Source organism: Enterococcus sp. (assembly GCF_022711995.1).
Classification (GTDB): Bacteria; Bacillota; Bacilli; order Lactobacillales; family Enterococcaceae; genus Enterococcus_D.
This window is the reverse complement of the sequence record NZ_JALAHI010000021.1, coordinates 1-17035: the sequence shown is the minus strand read 5'-3', so window position 1 is coordinate 17035 and position 17035 is coordinate 1. Positions and strand designations below refer to the sequence as shown.

16 protein-coding genes are annotated in these 17035 nt (G+C 43.3%); 1 reads left to right on the top strand and 15 read right to left on the bottom strand.

Annotated features, from left to right (window positions below; genetic code table 11):
* From Q0A12_RS01945 to Q0A12_RS01895, 11 genes are all read right to left on the bottom strand, one after another.
* A partial coding sequence (locus tag Q0A12_RS01945) for a carbamoyl phosphate synthase small subunit (RefSeq protein WP_291291038.1) occupies positions 1-607 on the bottom strand: 607 nt, incomplete at its 3' end.
* The gene (locus Q0A12_RS01940) at positions 604-1893 is read right to left on the bottom strand and encodes a dihydroorotase (protein ID WP_291291037.1); all 1290 of its coding nucleotides are present in this window, start codon (positions 1891-1893) and stop codon (positions 604-606) included. The genes Q0A12_RS01940 and Q0A12_RS01945, both read right to left, overlap by 4 nt.
* Positions 1894-1936: 43 nt before the next feature.
* Positions 1937-2863 carry an aspartate carbamoyltransferase catalytic subunit gene (locus Q0A12_RS01935; RefSeq protein ID WP_060814300.1) on the bottom strand — a complete coding sequence of 309 codons (927 nt, stop codon included), beginning with the start codon at positions 2861-2863 and terminating at the stop codon, positions 1937-1939.
* 41 nt (positions 2864-2904) lie between these two features.
* The gene (locus tag Q0A12_RS01930; protein ID WP_291291036.1) at positions 2905-4185 is read right to left on the bottom strand and encodes a solute carrier family 23 protein; all 1281 of its coding nucleotides are present in this window, start codon (positions 4183-4185) and stop codon (positions 2905-2907) included.
* Between the two features lie 19 nt (positions 4186-4204).
* Entirely contained in the window at positions 4205-4741 is a 537-nt protein-coding gene (gene pyrR, locus Q0A12_RS01925) for a bifunctional pyr operon transcriptional regulator/uracil phosphoribosyltransferase PyrR (RefSeq protein WP_291291035.1), read from the bottom strand.
* Positions 4742-4983: 242 nt separating this feature from the next.
* Entirely contained in the window at positions 4984-5889 is a 906-nt protein-coding gene (locus Q0A12_RS01920) for an RluA family pseudouridine synthase (RefSeq protein WP_291291034.1), read from the bottom strand.
* Entirely contained in the window at positions 5890-6348 is a 459-nt protein-coding gene (gene lspA / locus Q0A12_RS01915; RefSeq protein ID WP_291291033.1) for a signal peptidase II, read from the bottom strand.
* Entirely contained in the window at positions 6345-7052 is a 708-nt protein-coding gene (locus Q0A12_RS01910; RefSeq protein WP_291291032.1) for a CBS domain-containing protein, read from the bottom strand. Before Q0A12_RS01910 ends, lspA begins: the two co-directional genes overlap by 4 nt.
* Complete coding sequence (locus Q0A12_RS01905) at positions 7045-7449, bottom strand: hypothetical protein (RefSeq protein WP_291291031.1); 405 nt, start codon at positions 7447-7449, stop codon at positions 7045-7047. Before Q0A12_RS01905 ends, Q0A12_RS01910 begins: the two co-directional genes overlap by 8 nt.
* 282 nt (positions 7450-7731) lie before the next feature.
* Positions 7732-9402 (bottom strand): formate--tetrahydrofolate ligase, encoded by a 1671-nt coding sequence (locus Q0A12_RS01900; protein WP_291291030.1) that lies wholly within the window; start codon positions 9400-9402, stop codon positions 7732-7734.
* A gap of 127 nt (positions 9403-9529) precedes the next feature.
* Positions 9530-9940, bottom strand: coding sequence for an EbsA family protein (locus tag Q0A12_RS01895; protein WP_291291029.1), 411 nt, complete (start codon positions 9938-9940; stop codon positions 9530-9532).
* Positions 9941-10006: 66 nt separating this feature from the next.
* Between Q0A12_RS01895 and Q0A12_RS01890 the strand changes: the two genes are divergently transcribed.
* Complete coding sequence (locus tag Q0A12_RS01890) at positions 10007-10417, top strand: ribonuclease HI family protein (RefSeq protein WP_291291028.1); 411 nt, start codon at positions 10007-10009, stop codon at positions 10415-10417.
* Here Q0A12_RS01890 and cls read toward each other — a convergent pair.
* The 4 genes from cls to Q0A12_RS01870 all read right to left on the bottom strand — a co-directional run bounded on the left by cls (position 10403) and on the right by Q0A12_RS01870 (position 16976).
* On the bottom strand, positions 10403-11869 hold the full coding sequence (gene cls / locus Q0A12_RS01885) for a cardiolipin synthase (protein ID WP_291291027.1): 1467 nt from the start codon (positions 11867-11869) through the stop codon (positions 10403-10405). The genes Q0A12_RS01890 and cls overlap by 15 nt on opposite strands.
* A gap of 9 nt (positions 11870-11878) precedes the next feature.
* Positions 11879-13018: a cation diffusion facilitator family transporter gene (locus Q0A12_RS01880; RefSeq protein WP_291291026.1), complete on the bottom strand. Its 1140-nt coding sequence runs from the start codon at positions 13016-13018 to the stop codon at positions 11879-11881.
* A gap of 296 nt (positions 13019-13314) precedes the next feature.
* A complete protein-coding gene (gene alaS, locus Q0A12_RS01875; RefSeq protein WP_291291025.1) occupies positions 13315-15957 on the bottom strand; it encodes an alanine--tRNA ligase in 2643 nt (880 codons plus the stop codon).
* A gap of 371 nt (positions 15958-16328) precedes the next feature.
* Positions 16329-16976: a hypothetical protein gene (locus Q0A12_RS01870; RefSeq protein ID WP_291291024.1), complete on the bottom strand. Its 648-nt coding sequence runs from the start codon at positions 16974-16976 to the stop codon at positions 16329-16331.
* Positions 16977-17035: the final 59 nt, after the last annotated feature.

Genomic DNA, 17035 nt, shown 5'->3' with positions numbered 1-17035 from the left:
CGGTGGTATTGTAGGGTAAAATCGTCAGATTGCAGTTTCGTTGGGAAAGTTCTCTTAAAATACTATGTTTCAAGCCAAAATCGATCACGACGATGTTTCGTCCAGTTCCTGGACTTGGATAAGGCTTAGACGTGGACACTTGTGCCACTTGATTGGTAGGTAAAACGGCTGCTTTCAATTGATCAAAAGCATGGGCAAATTCATCATTGGCATCCACGATACTGGCTTTCATCGTTCCGAATTGACGAATCTTCCGGGTCAATGCCCGGGTATCGATTCCTGCGATTCCTGGAATATTTTTGCGCTTTAGAAATTCATCAAGGGTCATTTGTTTGCGCCAGTTGCTGGCTACTCGAGCATGTTCTTTCACCACTACACCTTTACAAGTCGGCGCAATCGATTCATAATCATCGCGATTGACACCGTAGTTTCCTACCATTGGGTAGGTAAAGGTGATGATTTGTCCATTAAAACTTTGATCTGTGATGGTTTCTTGATACCCTGTCATACTAGTGGTAAAGACGATCTCGCCATAGACATTAACTTCTGCGCCGAATCCTTCACCTTCAAATAATGTGCCGTCTTCCAAAATCAACCAGCGTTTCATAAAATCCCCCTACCTTTTTGCCAAACTAATTTTCCATTCACCAATGTATGAGTGGTATCCCCATATAAAGGCCAGTTATTAAATGGTGTGTTTTTTCCTTGAGAAAGAAATTGTTCCGAATCAACAGTGTAAGCTGTCTCTAGATCAAAAATCGCGATGTCTGCCGGAGCCCCCACCATTAATTTGCCGGCTTTCAATCCAAAAATCTCCGCTGGCTTTTCAGTCATCCATGCCACCACTTGTTCCAATGTAAAGCGGCCGGTTTTGACAAAATGTGTATAAATCAATTGAAAAGCATATTCTGAACCGACGATCCCAAATGGTGCTTTTAAAAAACTCTGCATTTTTTCTTCAAAGCCATGGGGTGCGTGGTCGGTTGCGATACAGTCGATCGTCCCATCCAATAGGCCTTCGATCAATGCCTCACGATCGGCTCTCCCTCTAAGTGGGGGATTCATTTTCCAAAAGCCTTCATCCCCAGGGATATCTTCATCGATCAAGAGCAAGTGATGGGGGGAAACTTCTGCCGTCACATGGATTCCTGCTTGTTTGGCTTCACGAATGACCCGTACACTTTCTTTTGTCGAAACATGACAGACATGGTAATGGGCCCCGGTTTCTTCTGCCAACAGCACATCCCGGGCAATTTGTGATGCTTCTGTGGCACTAAGAATCCCCGGCAAGCCAAGTTCTTCTGCTCTCTTCCCCGCATGCATCACACCGCCGAATAACAGAGAGTCATCTTCGGTATGGGCCACTAATGCCATCTGGTTTTTGGCGGCTTCTTTCATCGCTAAGTACATCGTACCAGCCGTTTGGACGCCAACACCGTCATTGGTGAATGCAAAAGCGCCGGCTTCCTTCAATGCTTTTTGATCCGTTAAAACTTCACTGCGCAATTCTTCAGTGATGGGTGCATACTGTAACACTTTAACCACGGCATCTTCTTGGATTCGTTGGTAAACTTGTCGCAATTTTTCTGCAGTATCCGGAACAGGATTCAAATTCGGCATGGCACAAACAGTGGTGAAGCCCCCACGAGCTGCCGCCATACTTCCGGTTTTGATGGTCTCTTTGTATTCAAAGCCTGGCTCTCTGAAGTGAACATGAACATCCACTAATCCTGGAGTGATCAATTGTTGCTTTGCATCGATCACTTGATCGAACCCTGTTTCTGAAAAAGTTGTTCCAATGGCTTGGATCACGCCATCTTCGATCCAAATTTCTGCAGGGATACAATGATCACCCTCTGCGATGATCTTTCCGTTCTTAATGAGTGTTTTCATGTTGCTTCCTCCTCTATCTGTTTGAGTAACTTGTTGCTTTTGTTTAGGCTTTGCCATTCAATACCGCTTCTAAAATTGCCATACGGACAAACACGCCATTGGTCATTTGTGTAACAATTCTTGAACGCAGTCCTTCAACTAATGGATCTGCCAGCTCAACATCACGATTGACTGGAGCCGGATGCATGATGATGGCATGGTCTTGCATCTTGGCTGCACGTTCCACAGTCAATCCATAATCCCGTAAGTAAGCCTCTTTTGAGAAACTTTCTGAGCCATCATGACGTTCATGTTGGACCCGCAGCATCATCATGACATCAACTTGGTCCACCAATTCATCTAGAGGCAACCAGTGGCCATAGACTTCAAATTCATTGTCATACCATTGTGGCGGACCAGAAAAGTAAACTTTGGCCCCTAGCCGTTTGAGCATTTGCATGTTTGATTTAGCAACACGGGAATGGGTGATGTCTCCGACGATCGCTACTTTTAGTTGATCAAAGTGCCCAAACTCTTCATAGATCGTCATCAAATCTAATAAGCATTGTGTAGGATGCTGGCCGCTGCCGTCTCCTCCATTGATGATGCTGCATTGGATCGTTTTACTTTGGATCAGTTCGTCGTAGTAATTTTCATCTCCATGGCGGATGACTGCCACATCCACGCCTAGTGCCGACATCGTCAAGACAGTGTCATACAATGTTTCGCCTTTTTGCACAGAACTGGTTGACGAATCGAATTCGATCACTTCAAGACCTAGTTTCTTTTCGGCTACATCAAAACTCTTATGGGTTCTGGTACTATTTTCAAAGAAAAGGTTCGTAGCAAAGTATTGTTCCTTTTGCGGCATCCATTTGGCTCCTCTTTTAAATTCCTGCCCTCTGCGGATAAGCCCCATCACTTCTCGATCTGTTAATGCCTCGACGGTCAAAAGATGCTTTAAACTGATTCTTTCTGATTGGATGATCATGAATAATACCTCCTAGTTTTTCCCTTTTCGTTGACTGCTAACTACTGTGCTTCACTGCGAGACGTTTCTGGTAAAATAAGATTTAAAATAATTCCTAAGACCGTTGCTAATGCCATAGCTGATAAAGTAAATGTGCCAACCGTAAAGACCAGTCCGCCAATCCCGATTACAAGAATCACTGATGCGATAATTAGATTCTTTTTGCGGTCAAAGTTGATTTTGTTGTCAATGAGGATCTTCATCCCACTAGCAGCGATGACACCGAATAAAAGGAAGCTGATTCCTGAAATGACTGGGTTTGGAATACTTAGGATCAATGCACTTAGTTTACCGACAAAGCCTAGCAAGACCGCCAAGACCGCCGCACCACCGATAACAAAAACACTGTGTACTCTGGTAATGGCTAAGACACCAATGTTTTCACCGTAACTAGTAACGGGAGGTCCGCCAACGAATCCGGCAACGATTTGTGCAAAGCCGTCTCCCATCAATGTTTTGTTTAATCCTGGTTCTTCAAAGAAGTTCCGCTTCGTTAATTTGTTCAAGACCATCAAATGGCCGATATGTTCTGTCATCGTAACAAACGCGATAGGTGCCATCGTCGTGATGGCATTTAAATGCAAGGTTGGTTTGTATTGCACAAAAGGAATTTCAAAGCTAGGCAATGAGAACCACGCAGCGTCGATGATTGGCTGTACATCTACGATACCAGCGGCTAAAGCCACTAAGTAGCCGCCGACGATCCCTAGCAAGATGGGAATCAATCCTAGAAACCCTCGCAAAAACATGTTGAAGAAAATCGTCAATCCCAATGTAACCAATGCTACTAAGATAAATTTGAAATCATAGATGTCGCCGTTATACATCGCATTTTGCGCCGCATTGGCAGCTAATCCTAAGCCGATGACCATGATTACTGGTCCGACAACGATCGGCGGCAAGATTTTATCTAACCAAGCAGCTCCGATTTTTTTGATGATCAGAGAAACGATGATGTAAACCAGTCCTGTTGTAATGGCTCCTTGGGCGATTGCCGGGTAGCCATCTGATTTCATCAGCATTTGCATGGCAGCGATAAAGGCAAAGCTGCTGCCTAAGTAGGCAGGAATCTTACCTTTTGTGGTAACGAGATACACAAGTGTCCCTAATCCCGAACTCACCAAAGCGATACTTGGGTTGATACCGACAAGAATCGGTACTAATACTGTTGCTCCGAACATCGTGAATAAATGCTGTAGGCTTAAGCCTAACCAAGGCAATGCCTTTGGGCGATCATTGATATCTAATACCGCATCGGTATTACGAAATTCTTGCTTTTCCATCTGTCTGTCACTCTTCTTCCTACTCGTTTTCTTTATTGATCATGATACGGTCAGAACCATCGGATTCTTCCATTTCGACAATGATTTGTTCGCTTAATGCAGTGGGAATATTTTTACCCACGAAGTCCGCTCGAATCGGTAATTCCCGATGTCCGCGATCCACCAGTACTGCCAATGAGATGCGGCGAGGTCGGCCGAAATCCATGATGGCATCTAATGCTGCCCGGATCGTACGTCCTGTGAACAATACATCATCGATCAAGATCACTTCTTTGCCATCGATCGGCGTTGGAATGTCAGAAGAATGGATCTCTGGGTCTTCATCTGATTTCTTGTCGTCCCGATACAATGTGATATCTAATTCTCCGACAGGTACTTCGACGCCTTCCAGCTGTTTCAAGCGTTCAGCGATTCGTTGTGCAATATAAATTCCTCTGGTCTTGATCCCTACCAAAACAAGATCATCGATCCCTCGGTTGCGTTCAATGATTTCATATGTGATTCTAGTCAATGCTCGTTTCATTGTTACTGCATCTACTACTTCTTTAGCCGCCATGTTGATTCCTCCTAATTTTGAACATAAAAAAACTCCTGCCTAGTGAGGCAGGAGGTATGTTTTCCGATCATACTTTCTGGTGCTATCTACAGCGATCCAGAATATGCGCAATCATCCAGCAAGTTTTCGATGCTCCAACGCGGGAGTCGTCTGCTTGCTCATTTCCTTCTTAGCCTCACGGGACTACACTTAAAGGAGCTATTTATTTGTTATACACACTATACAGTTCTTTGAAAAAAAAATCAATCGTTTTTTCGTAATTTTTTTAACGTTTCCGCAAATAGTTCGGGTAATGGTGCTTCAAAGACCATTGATTCTCCTGTTGTTGGATGGGTAAATCCTAAGAGTTTCGCATGCAGAAATTGACCATTGCCCTTCAATGTCTTTTTAGGACCGTAGACAGGATCTCCTGCTAACGGAAAGCCAATGTATTGCATATGGACCCGAATTTGGTGAGTCCGACCTGTCTCCAACTGTAATTCAACTAAAGTAAATTGATCAAAACGTTCCAAAACTGTAAAATGTGTTACAGCCGGTTTGCCATCTTCTTGCACCGCTTGCATCTTGCGATTCACTTTGGAACGGCCAATCGGTGCATTGATGGTTCCTTTTTCATGGGAAATATTGCCATGGACTAGGGCAACATACTTCCGTAACGAAGTTTTGTCTTTCAACTGTTTGGCCAATGCTTCATGGGCATGGTCATTTTTAGCAATCATCAATAAGCCGGAGGTATCTTTATCGATACGATGAACGATTCCTGGGCGTACCACATCATTGATGGAAGACAAATCCGTCATATGATACAACAACGCATTGACCAGCGTTCCATTGGGATGGCCGGCGGAAGGATGGACCACCATTCCTTGGGGCTTGTTGATCACGGCTACATCTTGGTCTTGATACACGATGGTTAAAGGAATATTTTCAGGTTCTAAATCAAGAACTTCTGGTTCTGGCACTTGAATCACCAATTTGTCACCAGACTTCACTTTATAATTGGCACGAATTGGCTCCCCTTGACAGGTGACGGCACCTTCTTTCAGCCACTGCTGAATTTGCGAACGGCTCGCTTCTAGACGATCTGCCAATACTTTATCGACCCGGCCTTTTTCTTCACGAATCACTACTTCAATTTGATTATTCATTTATTTTCCCTTCACTTCATCATCAACTAACGCGTAGATAAAAATCAAAAACACGCCGATCACTAACGACATATCGGCAATATTAAATATTGGAAAGTTGATAAAATCTAGTTGAAACATATCCACCACATACCCTAAGCGCAAGCGATCGATAAAGTTGCCGATCGCACCGGCTAAAATAAAGGCTAGTCCCAAGCGAAACCAAATACTGCTTTTACGATGGCGGATCAACAAATACGACACCACAATCACAGCAGCAATAGTAATGATCGTAAAGAAAGTCATTTTTCCTTCCAAAATACTCCATGCGGCACCGGTATTGCGAATATAAGTCAATGAAAGGACATGATCGATCAATGTCTGCACATCACCTAAAGAAAAATTATTCACGATCCAGATTTTCAACCATTGATCAAGACCGATAATCACGGCACTTAATAAAAAAAACAACGCTATCATCTTTTTTCCACACTTTCTTCGTTAAAAATATCTCGCGGACGAACGATCCCTAATAAATTCCCATTCGGATCGCCATTTTTTGTGATCAAGACCGCTTCCAGCAAAGCCTTTTTATGAAAGAGGTCTTCTACTTCCGCGACGGTTGTTGTTGCCGGTACAAACTGATAATTAGATTCTTTACCGTCCTTGATCAACAAATCTTCTGCTTTGCGGCCTTCTAAGCGGATTTCCCCTTTGAGACTTTCTTGCGCAAACCAGTACCCCAGCATACGCAATGTGATCAAGCCGACAAAATGGCCTTTATCATATAGCGGAAACTGTGAAAATCGCTTTTGCGCAACGATCTTCAAAATTTCTTTCAAGGGCAATGTCTTTTCAAAACCCGTCACTTTTTTGCCGAATTTTGGCAATACTGTCTCTGGCTGCAGCAAAGCTTGTTCAATTTGTTGGATGCGGTTGACGACCCATTGATTTGGCTCAGCAATCACAAAATTTTCACCGATCTTTTCATGAACGATGGCGTTGCGCAATTGGGCCATCTGCAATAAGTCTTCTTCGTATTTTTTAATGTCTCCTTGCTTTTGCTTGGAGAGACGACGAACCATCTCAGAAAATCCCATGTTCCGAGGATTGCCTAAATCCTCTCTTAGTTGTTTTTCGATTCGATTGAAACTGCTTAAAAATGTATCTGCTCCGCTAGCCATTTGTTACCTCCTCAATGACATACGCTTGCTTCCTATAGGTAATCCCCAGAAAGAAATAGCCGACCAAATAAAGAAAGAAAGCTGCGAAGACCCATAGCTGTCTACTTAAACTGAAAAGTGCCACAAGCAAAAATAGCCCAATATAAAACAGCACATAAAATGTAATCAGTCGGGGGTTCATTTTTATCTCCAATGAAGTCGCAGGCTTCAAATCGGTCAGTGAAATTTCTTTGCTCTTTAGAAAGAACAGTCGAACGGAAAGCCGCTGGTGGGAATCAAGCTCCAGCTCAATGGTTTCCTGCTGATTGATCCACGCCGCTTTCTGACCATCCACCAGCACTTCCAGCGGACTACCCATTGCGTAAAAGCCGGTATTGCGTGTAATTTTACGTTTCATTCTTCTATACGCTCCAATTTTATCAGTATACTTGAATTTCCCCAGAAAGGAAACAGTCTTTTAACTGAACGATTGGTTTTATTATAACAAAAACCAGACTTTTTGACACAACTTGGCATTCTTCATTGCCGCTTTTCAAACCGCCGGATTCTTTAAAAATACGGAAATCCCAACAAAAAAACTTTTAAAAGTCTTTCTGGGTTTTCCCCATACAAAAGACTTCCTTGCACAGCAATTGGCAAGGAAGTCTGATAGACGGCTCAATCAAGCACCGCTTTTATGTTAAAATAAGCCGCTCACATGTCCCTCTGCATCAACATCCATCGTTAAAGCTGCAGGTTTTTTAGGCAACCCCGGCATGGTCATGACGGTTCCCGTCAAAGCAACGATAAAGCCAGCACCTAGTTTGGGGACAAGTTCTCGAATCGTAATGGGAAAATCCGTTGGCGCCCCTAAAAGATGGGGATCGTCGCTAAACGAATACTGTGTTTTTGCCATACAAATCGGCAAGTGATCCCAGCCGTTTTCTTTTAAGACTTTTAATTGTCTTTGTGCAACTCCGGAAAAAACAACCTTTGAGCCGCCGTAAATTTCGGTAACGATTTTGGCCGCTTTGTCAGGAAGACTGTCTTCCTCTTGATACAAGCGGCGATAATCCCCTGGCTGTTTTTCGATGGCATGGATGACTGCCTGCGCTAAGTCCTCTCCACCGGCGCCGCCTTTTTCCCAAACTTGGGTTCGAGCGATTGGTACCCCGATCTCCTGACAACATTGCGCCAGCATTTGGATCTCCGCTTCTGTGTCTGTGACAAATTCATTGATCGCTACCACGACGGGCAGCTGGTAATGCTGCATATTTTTTACGTGGCGCTTCAAATTGGCAAAGCCGGCTACCAACGCGGCTACATTTTCTTCTTTTAATTGTTCTTTGTCGACACCGCCATGCATTTTCAGCGCGCGAATCGTTGCCACCACGACGACCGCATCCGGTGCCTTTGAGAGATTTGGTGTTTTGATGTCTAAAAATTTCTCTGCCCCAAGATCTGCCCCAAAGCCAGCTTCTGTCACTGTATATTCCCCTAGATGAAGAGCCGTTTCCGTAGCAATCACACTATTACACCCGTGAGCGATATTGGCAAAGGGGCCGCCATGAATCAATGCAGGTGTTCCTTCAATGGTTTGAACCAAATTCGGTTTCAAAGCATCTTTCAATAATAAGGCCAATGCCCCTTGAACGTTCAAATCCTTGACGTAGATCGGCTGTTTCTCATAGGTATAGCCAATCAAAATCTGGCTTAGCCGTTCTTTTAAGTTTTCCAAGTTGGTCGCCAGACACAAAATCGCCATGATTTCACTCGCCACCGTAATATCAAACCCATCTTCCCGAGGCACCCCTTGCAGCGGCCCTCCTAGCCCAACGATTACATTTCTTAATGCGCGATCATTCAAATCCACAACCCGCTTCCAGATGATCCGTCGGGGATCGATCCCCAGCTCGTTTCCTTGTTGGATATGATTGTCTACCAATGCCGACAACGCATTATTCGCAGCCGTGATTGCGTGCATATCCCCTGTAAAATGCAGATTGATGTCTTCCATCGGTAAGACTTGGGCATATCCTCCACCTGTTGCCCCTCCTTTGATCCCCATAACAGGTCCTAAAGATGGTTCTCGTAAGGCGATCACCGTTTGTTTACCAATCCGATTCAAGCCATCAGCCAATCCAATCGTGACAGTCGACTTTCCTTCTCCTGCAGGAGTTGGATTGATCGCCGTGACTAAAATCAGTTTTCCCGCTGGACGTTTTGCAATCTTTTTAATCGCTGGCCAATCAATTTTGGCTTTGTACTTTCCATAATGCTCGAGATCCTCTGCTTGTAACCCAATCGTTGCTGCAATTTCATTAATCGGTTTAATTGTTGCTTCTTGTGCAATTTCAATATCTTTTTTCATCAATAACCCTCAATTCCCGAACTATTATTCCTTATATATCGTTATTTGTTTGTCTGTTCTTATTATACCGTTTTTCTCAAAGAAAGAAACCCCGATTTTAACTCCTATAAAAAAAAGAACCGGAAAACTAATTTTCCGGTTCTTGTTGATTAAGCAGCTGAGGCACTTGTTTTGCAATAAGTTGCTGAAGGATAGCCAGATCCCTTTTTCGCATCACAAAGGTAGAACTGTGATCATTGACGGTAATCCGCAAATGACGATTCTCGATCTCAATCGCTTGAATCGCGGTATAAGGAATCGATTCCCGCTTCCAAAAGCGGCTATAAATGATCTTGATCTCCGTCTCCTTCAGAGAAAGCCGTCGTCGCAACCCAATCCAAAATAGCAAGAGAAAAACGACTAATACAAGATTGCTTTTCCAATAAGGGCGTGTATTTTCCAGTGCCAAAATCAAGCTGTAAAATAAAACGATCAGTGAACTGGACCAATAGATGATTGCGGTAGCGGATTCCGGTTGCCAAAAAAAGTTTCGTCTCATAAATAATTTCCTCACAGAATCAATTTCTAGTATACTTATATCTATCATAACAGAAGGAGTCAAACAATGCTAAAAGTGTTTATCGATGCTTCAACAAAAGGAAATCCAGGCCCTAGTGGTGGCGGCCTGCTGATAGTTGGCGACAATTTGCATGAACAGCATACCTTTGTCCTACCGATTCTCACCAATCATCAAGCAGAGTTTGCGACGATGCATTACGCCCTTGAATTTCTTTTAGCCAAAGAATGGCAGGACCAAACGATCATGCTTTATACCGATAGTAAAGTCGTCGCTCAAACAATCGACAAAAATTATACGAATAATCCTGCTTTTCGCGAATATTTGGCAGCAATCCAAGAACTGTTGCCCCACTTTTCATTACTGATTGTTCAATGGATTCCTGAATCGCAAAATAAAGGAGCCGATCACCTTGCACGTCAAGGATTAGCCAAAGCCTTAAAATCACAAAATCGGTGACAACAAACGAGAAAAGTTCTGCTTGAAACGTAACCAATAAGATTGTTTCGCTAACATTTCATCTGTCAATAAAGTAGATTGCAACATGTCCTCTTCAAAAATCGTTTTTAGTTGCGCCGTGATTTCTTGATCATAGACAAAGGCATTGACTTCAAAATTCAAGGCGTAACTGCGAATATCTTGATTGGTTGTACCAAATGAGCAGATCGTGTCGTCCATCATGACCGCTTTCGCATGGATAAACCCGTTCTCATAAATGTAAATTTTGGCACCTCTGCGATGCAGATAGTTGGCATAGTGTTGGGTTGCTCGATAGATAAATGGATGATCCGGCATACATGGAATCATGATGCGGACATCAACACCTGAATGAATGGCAATCTCCAGCGCATTCATCATACTATCATCAGGAATCAAATAAGGGGTTTGGATCCAAAGGGATTTTTCGGCTGCCAAAATCATTTTGACAAAGCCACCTTTTAGAATCTGCGTTTCGGATTCCGGTCCATCGGCTACGATCTGCATGTCGACATAACCGGCTTTTTCTTTCGGAGGTAAGATAAAATAGCGGTCTTCATATTCCAACTGATCCTCTTCCTTTTGGACCGACGCATTCCAATCGCGAATAAAAATTTCCTGTAATGTAAAGCTAGCCGTTCCGACGATTCGTGCATGGGTATCCCGCCAGTAGCCGAATTTTTCTTTTTTCCCTAAATATTGATCCCCTACGTTAAACCCGCCGGTCCAGCCAATTTGGCCATCGATTACCACGATCTTGCGATGCAGGTGATAATTCAGCCGGGTGTTCCGAATCAAATTTTTTGAAGTAATAAAAGGCACGACTTTGCCGCCGGCATCCAAGAGGGGCTGAAAGAATTTCCGATTGGCTTTTGGAGAACCCCATGGATCAAAAATCAGGCGAACTTCCACGCCTTGTCGGGCTTTTTTGATTAAGACATCGAGAAATTGCCCGCCAATCTCATCGTTAAAAAATGAATAATACTCCACATGAATGTTGTCTTGGGCTTTTTCCATATCCGCAAAAAGTGCAGCAAATTTTTCTTTGCCATCGGTATAAAACTGTACTTGATTGCCTTTGGTCAAAGGAGACTCATCTAAATTTTTAAAATATCGTTCCAGCAGATGGTTGTCATCTGAATAAGGATGCTCTGGAAAGGAATAGTTGTGCACTTTAATGATTTGATTTAATTCGTTGATTCGGCTTTGATGATTCTCACTGAATTTGTAAATAATTTCTCCATCGATTCCTCGACCACAAAATAAATACAACAAAAACCCTAACCCTGGGATAAAGACCAATGTCATCATCCAGGCAAAAACACTTGCAATTGATCGTGGTTTACGAAAAACCGTAATAAATGCTGCGACAGTATTGACGAACAGCAGCGCCAAAAAAACGGTCGAAACCACACTCATATCCATTTTTATCATAATTTCCTCCTACAACAAATAAGTGTGATCAAACGTGATCGATACTTCATACCTGCCGATGTCACGTACGATTTTTTGAAAGATTTTTTCCTGCAATTCACGATCTGTATATTTCCTCTGCTTTGGGATTACCAAATCAAAGGTAAATTGTTTGGCATGGATCCGAAAGTCGTGCATCCGTAACTCCGGATCAATCTGCTCAATGATTTGTCTGACTTGTTCCCGCAACTGCCGATATTCCTCATTTTGGATAGGCACAGGATCAAGATGGCAAACCAATTCAACATGAAGATTTCGTTGAAAATCATGTTCGATCGCATCAATCACTTCGTGAGCCTGAGACAAGCTCCAATTTTCATTGACTTCAATATGGACACTAGCAAAACGCCTCTTCGGTCCATAGCTATGCACCAGTAGGTCATGGTAACCCAAAATCGTTGGATAGCGATCCAGCCGTTCCTCCATCTCCTGAATTTCGGTTTCCGTCGGTCGGGCCCCTAGCAGTTCATTGATAAACGTTCGGATCATCATAATACCGCTGTATAAGATATACAACGCGATCAGCAACCCAATATACCCGTCCACTCGCCAACCGGTTCCCCATTCGATCAATGCAGAGACCAAGACCGCCCCAGTTGTCAGAACGTCATTGAAACTATCTTGCCCACTAGCCTGTAATGCTGCTGAATCAATTTCCTTGGCCAACTGACGATACATGCTTCCTTGCCAAAGTTTGATCCCGATGGACAAGACCAGTACAATAAACAGCCAAGAAGACAAACGAATCGGTTCCGGTGTAATGATTTTCTCAAAGGCATTTTTTAAAAACTGGAAACCAACAAATGTGATCAGTAAGGAAACCACAAAACCGCTAATGTATTCAAAACGCTCATGCCCATAGGGATGTTCTCTATCCGCCGGCTTGGCAGCAATCCGAAAGCCAATCAATGTCAAAAAAGAGGAAACGGTATCAGATAGACTATTGATGGCATCTGCCATGATCGAGACCGACCGAGCCGATAAACCGATCAAAAACTTGCCGACAAAAAGAAGGGCATTTGAAAATAATCCTAGATAGCCGGCCAGTTTGCCGATTCTGGTCCGATCATTTCCGGTTCCCTTCATTCGTTTTAAAAAAAAGCCCAGCATGTCCTTCCCTCCCAACATCAATCGATCTTTCTTATTTTACCCCGAATGAAATCAGTAAAACAACTAAAAGCATACAAAAAAGGGATTTTTCTTAAAAGAATCCGTTGATCTCTACTAAGGTTGTCCATGAATGGTTGTCCATAAATCTTCCCGTCGTTTCAGTAATAACAAAAAATATCCGAAAAAATGATGCTCCAATCCACCAAGAATCTTATAGTAAGACAAGGCAGATCGTGGAAGAATCATTGTTCGGATATCTTTCGATCGTCTTATTGTGATTGTTTGTGGCTACTGTGTCAGTTTGCTGTTAACCAATTGGCAACTTCTGACAATGCAGCGTCGATTCCTTCTGGCTGTTTCCCACCGGCTTGAGCCATATCAGGACGTCCGCCGCCACCACCGCCGACTTTCGGTGCGATGTGCTTGATCAAATCTCCAGCTTTCAAGCCTTTCTCATTGGCCTGTGGTGTCATTGCTGCCAACAGATTTACTTTACCATCGTTGGCTGTAGCAAGAACCAACACATCAGAAAGTGCTTTTTGTTTCCATTGGTCTGCTAACTGGCGTAACTGATTCATATCTTTGACCGTGACTTTGGCAGCAATATAGCGAACCCCATTCACTTCTTTGACATCTTTGAAGACATCGCCAGCTTGTTGATTGGCTAATTTGCTGGCAAGTGCTTGGTTTTCTTTTTGCAGATCCCGTAATTGTTGCTGCAATTGTTCTGTTTTGCTGACTACGTCTTTGATTTGTGCGGACTTGACGATTCCTGCAATAGCTTTTAGCTGTGCCTCTTCTTCATGGAGCATCGCATAAGCTTCTTGACTTGTCACGGCTTCGATCCGTCGAACGCCGGCACCAATCCCAGATTCAGAAACGATTTTGAAAATACCGATATCTTCTGTATTCGCGACATGGGTTCCCCCACATAGCTCGATGGACCAATCTGCAACATTGACTACTCGTACATCGTGGCCATATTTTTCGCCAAAGAGTGCCATCGCCCCCATGCCTTTTGCCGTATCGATGTCAGTCTCAATGGTTACAACAGGCAATGCTTCCCAAATTTTTTGGTTAACGATTTGTTCCATTTGGCTTAATTCTTCTGCAGTCACTTGGCCAAAATGACTAAAGTCAAAACGCAAGTGTCCCGGTGCCACTAAGGAACCGGCTTGGTTGGCATGGCTACCTAGCACTTCTTTTAACGCTTTGTGCAATAAATGCGTTGCGGTATGGTTTTTGATGATTTTGTTTCGACGATGCTGATCCACTTGCAAGAAATAAGGAGCCCCTTCTGTCAAGTTGCCAGTTACTTTCGCCGTATGCAAGAATTGGCCGTTTGGCGCTTTTTTTACATCAGTAATTTCAGCAACGATGGTGCCGGATTGGTCAACGATGGTTCCAGTATCCGCTACTTGACCACCCATTTCTGCATAAAATGGTGTTTCTTTGAAGATCAGTTTGGCTTCACCAGTTGATACGGTATCCAACAATTGTTCCTCTTGAATGATCACTAACAATTCGCTGTTGGCTTCAAGGCTGTCGTAACCAACAAAGCGGCTTTCAACTTTAATATCCGTCAGAAGAGCGGATTGAACCCCCATGGAAAGCTCAGTTGATCGCGCAGAACGTGCTCGTGCCCGTTGCGCATCCATTTCTTTTTCAAAACCGGCATGATCCACTTGCAAGCCTTCATCTTGAGCGACTTCTTCAGTCAATTCAACTGGGAATCCATAAGTATCATACAACTTAAAGATGTCGGTACCTGCTAATGTCTCTTGTCCTTCTGCCTTCACTTTAGCAATGACTTGGTTCAAAATTTCTAGCCCTTCATTGATGGTTTCATGGAACCGTTCTTCTTCATTACGGATCACTTTTTCGATGAATCCTTGTTGAGCCAATACTTCTGGATAATAGCTCTCCATGATTTTGCCTACGATCGGTACTAGTTTATATAAAAAGGCTGAATCAATACCTAATTTCTTGCCATGCATCACTGCTCGACGTAGCAAACGACGCAACACGTAGCCTCGGCCTTCGTTTGACGGTAGCGCCCCATCACCGATTGCAAAAGAAAGCGCACGAATATGGTCAGCGATTACTTTGAAGGAAATGTCTGTTGCTTTGCTTTCGCCATAAGTGAAGTTTCCGCTCAATGTTTGAACTGCTTCAATGATTGGCATAAAGAGATCTGTTTCAAAGTTGGTTGGCGCATTTTGGATGATCGATACCATCCGTTCTAGTCCCATCCCCGTATCAATGTTTTTATGAGGTAATGGTTCGTAACTACCATCTGCTTGATGGTTGAACTCTGAGAACACGAGATTCCAAATTTCTAAATAACGCTCGTTTTCGCCCCCAGGATAATTTTCTGGATCATCTTCTGCGACATCATTGAATTCTGGTCCACGATCATAGAAAATTTCTGAATCTGGTCCACAAGGTCCAGCACCAATATCCCAGAAGTTGTCTTCGATTTCAACGATATGTTCCGGAGCCAACCCGATTTCTTCGCGCCAAATCCGCTTCGCTTCTGTGTCTTTCGGATAAACTGTGACATAAAGTTTCTCTGGATCAAAGGCCATCCATTCAGGAGAAGTCAAAAATTCCCATGCCCAATGGATCGCTTCATTTTTGAAGTAGTCGCCAATCGAAAAATTACCTAACATTTCAAACATGGTGTGGTGACGTGCCGTCTTACCTACGTTTTCAATATCGTTCGTCCGAATTGATTTTTGCGCATTGGTGATGCGAGGATTTTCTGGAACCACTGTTCCGTCAAAATATTTTTTTAATGTGGCTACTCCTGAGTTGATCCACAACAAGGTTGGATCATTGACAGGAACGAGTGATGCACTTGGTTCGATGGAATGTCCTTTGGATTGAAAGAAATCGAGAAACATTTGACGAACTTCGGCACTTGATAAGTGTTTCATATATTTTTCCTACTTTCTAATAATAAAATCGCTTGGGATCAATGAATGCTTTTGTGGAGGGTGATTGAATCCTTGATACCTGATCTTCCAGCGAAATGCACTGCTTGGCAATCAAACAAAAAAACACCACTGCAAAGCAAGGACGTAGCTACGCGGTACCACCTTGCTTGCAATGATGCGAATCATTACCTCTCAGACTCGATAACGCAGAGTTGGCGTCAGCATTTCTGCTGATTCAGATACCAAAGGGAGCAATCAATCCGGATTCTTGTTTTTCTCTCAGCTATGAAAAACTTTCTGTAAAGAATGAACAAATCAATCATATCCTTCGTCTTTAAAAGTATAAGGAAATGTCTGCTAAAAGTCAATCCTCAAATACGTTCTCGATCAATAATCACTGCTTTGCGGTAACGGTATTTCTCTGGGGACAACTGCTGATTGGCTGACAGCATTTTCCGCGAGCGATAATAACTGGCATAGGGCAATGTATCCAGTAGAGGATTGCCGCACTCCAACCAATCATCCATCTTCAAAAATGAACTATTCGTCAGCTCCCACCCATTGGCATAGGGATACATCAAACCAAACATATTCGGTTCCGCTAATGCTTTCTTGGCTAATTTTACGCCGTCCTCACAAGGCTTTTCATTGCCCCAACGGAATAAACGCCGGGTGCCGGCACCAATCGCGTATTCCCACTGTTCTTCGCTTAACAAATCAAATCCATGCTGTCCTAGCCAATGCTGCAGTTCGTTTTGGGTCACTTGTTGATGGGTATAAACATGATAATTGCCAGATACCGGATGAAGCTCTGCATAGTAACGACCTTCGGCAATGATGGTTTTCGGCATTTCCCACTGCAAACTTTCTGCAAAACTTCGTGGTTGTTGCAGTTCATGGCAAATCTCTGCCGCCATTGTTTCATATTGATCAACCTGACCATGAAATTCTCCCGTGACAGTATCTAATTCACCGATCAAGCGAGTGCCTGCTGGTAAAGCCTTTTTTTTAACCAGCATCGGTGGAATTGCCGATTTTCGTAATGGACTAGTCTATTCATTCACTAAATATCACCACT

Excerpts from the sequence above, each read along its gene's own strand:
- Q0A12_RS01870 (WP_291291024.1), bottom strand. The coding sequence starts at position 16,976 with ATGCTGGTTAAAAAAAAGGCTTTACCAGCAGGCACTCGCTTGATCGGT.
- Q0A12_RS01900 (WP_291291030.1), bottom strand. The coding sequence starts at position 9,402 with ATGAAAAAAGATATTGAAATTGCACAAGAAGCAACAATTAAACCGATT.
- Q0A12_RS01905 (WP_291291031.1), bottom strand. The coding sequence starts at position 7,449 with ATGAAACGTAAAATTACACGCAATACCGGCTTTTACGCAATGGGTAGT.
- alaS (WP_291291025.1), bottom strand. The coding sequence starts at position 15,957 with ATGAAACACTTATCAAGTGCCGAAGTTCGTCAAATGTTTCTCGATTTC.
- Q0A12_RS01890 (WP_291291028.1), top strand. The coding sequence starts at position 10,007 with ATGCTAAAAGTGTTTATCGATGCTTCAACAAAAGGAAATCCAGGCCCT.
- Q0A12_RS01895 (WP_291291029.1), bottom strand. The coding sequence starts at position 9,940 with ATGAGACGAAACTTTTTTTGGCAACCGGAATCCGCTACCGCAATCATC.
- lspA (WP_291291033.1), bottom strand. The coding sequence starts at position 6,348 with ATGATAGCGTTGTTTTTTTTATTAAGTGCCGTGATTATCGGTCTTGAT.
- cls (WP_291291027.1), bottom strand. The coding sequence starts at position 11,869 with ATGATAAAAATGGATATGAGTGTGGTTTCGACCGTTTTTTTGGCGCTG.
- pyrR (WP_291291035.1), bottom strand. The coding sequence starts at position 4,741 with ATGGCGGCTAAAGAAGTAGTAGATGCAGTAACAATGAAACGAGCATTG.
- Q0A12_RS01910 (WP_291291032.1), bottom strand. The coding sequence starts at position 7,052 with ATGGCTAGCGGAGCAGATACATTTTTAAGCAGTTTCAATCGAATCGAA.
- Q0A12_RS01930 (WP_291291036.1), bottom strand. The coding sequence starts at position 4,185 with ATGGAAAAGCAAGAATTTCGTAATACCGATGCGGTATTAGATATCAAT.
- Q0A12_RS01880 (WP_291291026.1), bottom strand. The coding sequence starts at position 13,018 with ATGCTGGGCTTTTTTTTAAAACGAATGAAGGGAACCGGAAATGATCGG.
- Q0A12_RS01940 (WP_291291037.1), bottom strand. The coding sequence starts at position 1,893 with ATGAAAACACTCATTAAGAACGGAAAGATCATCGCAGAGGGTGATCAT.
- Q0A12_RS01920 (WP_291291034.1), bottom strand. The coding sequence starts at position 5,889 with ATGAATAATCAAATTGAAGTAGTGATTCGTGAAGAAAAAGGCCGGGTC.
- Q0A12_RS01935 (WP_060814300.1), bottom strand. The coding sequence starts at position 2,863 with ATGATCATCCAATCAGAAAGAATCAGTTTAAAGCATCTTTTGACCGTC.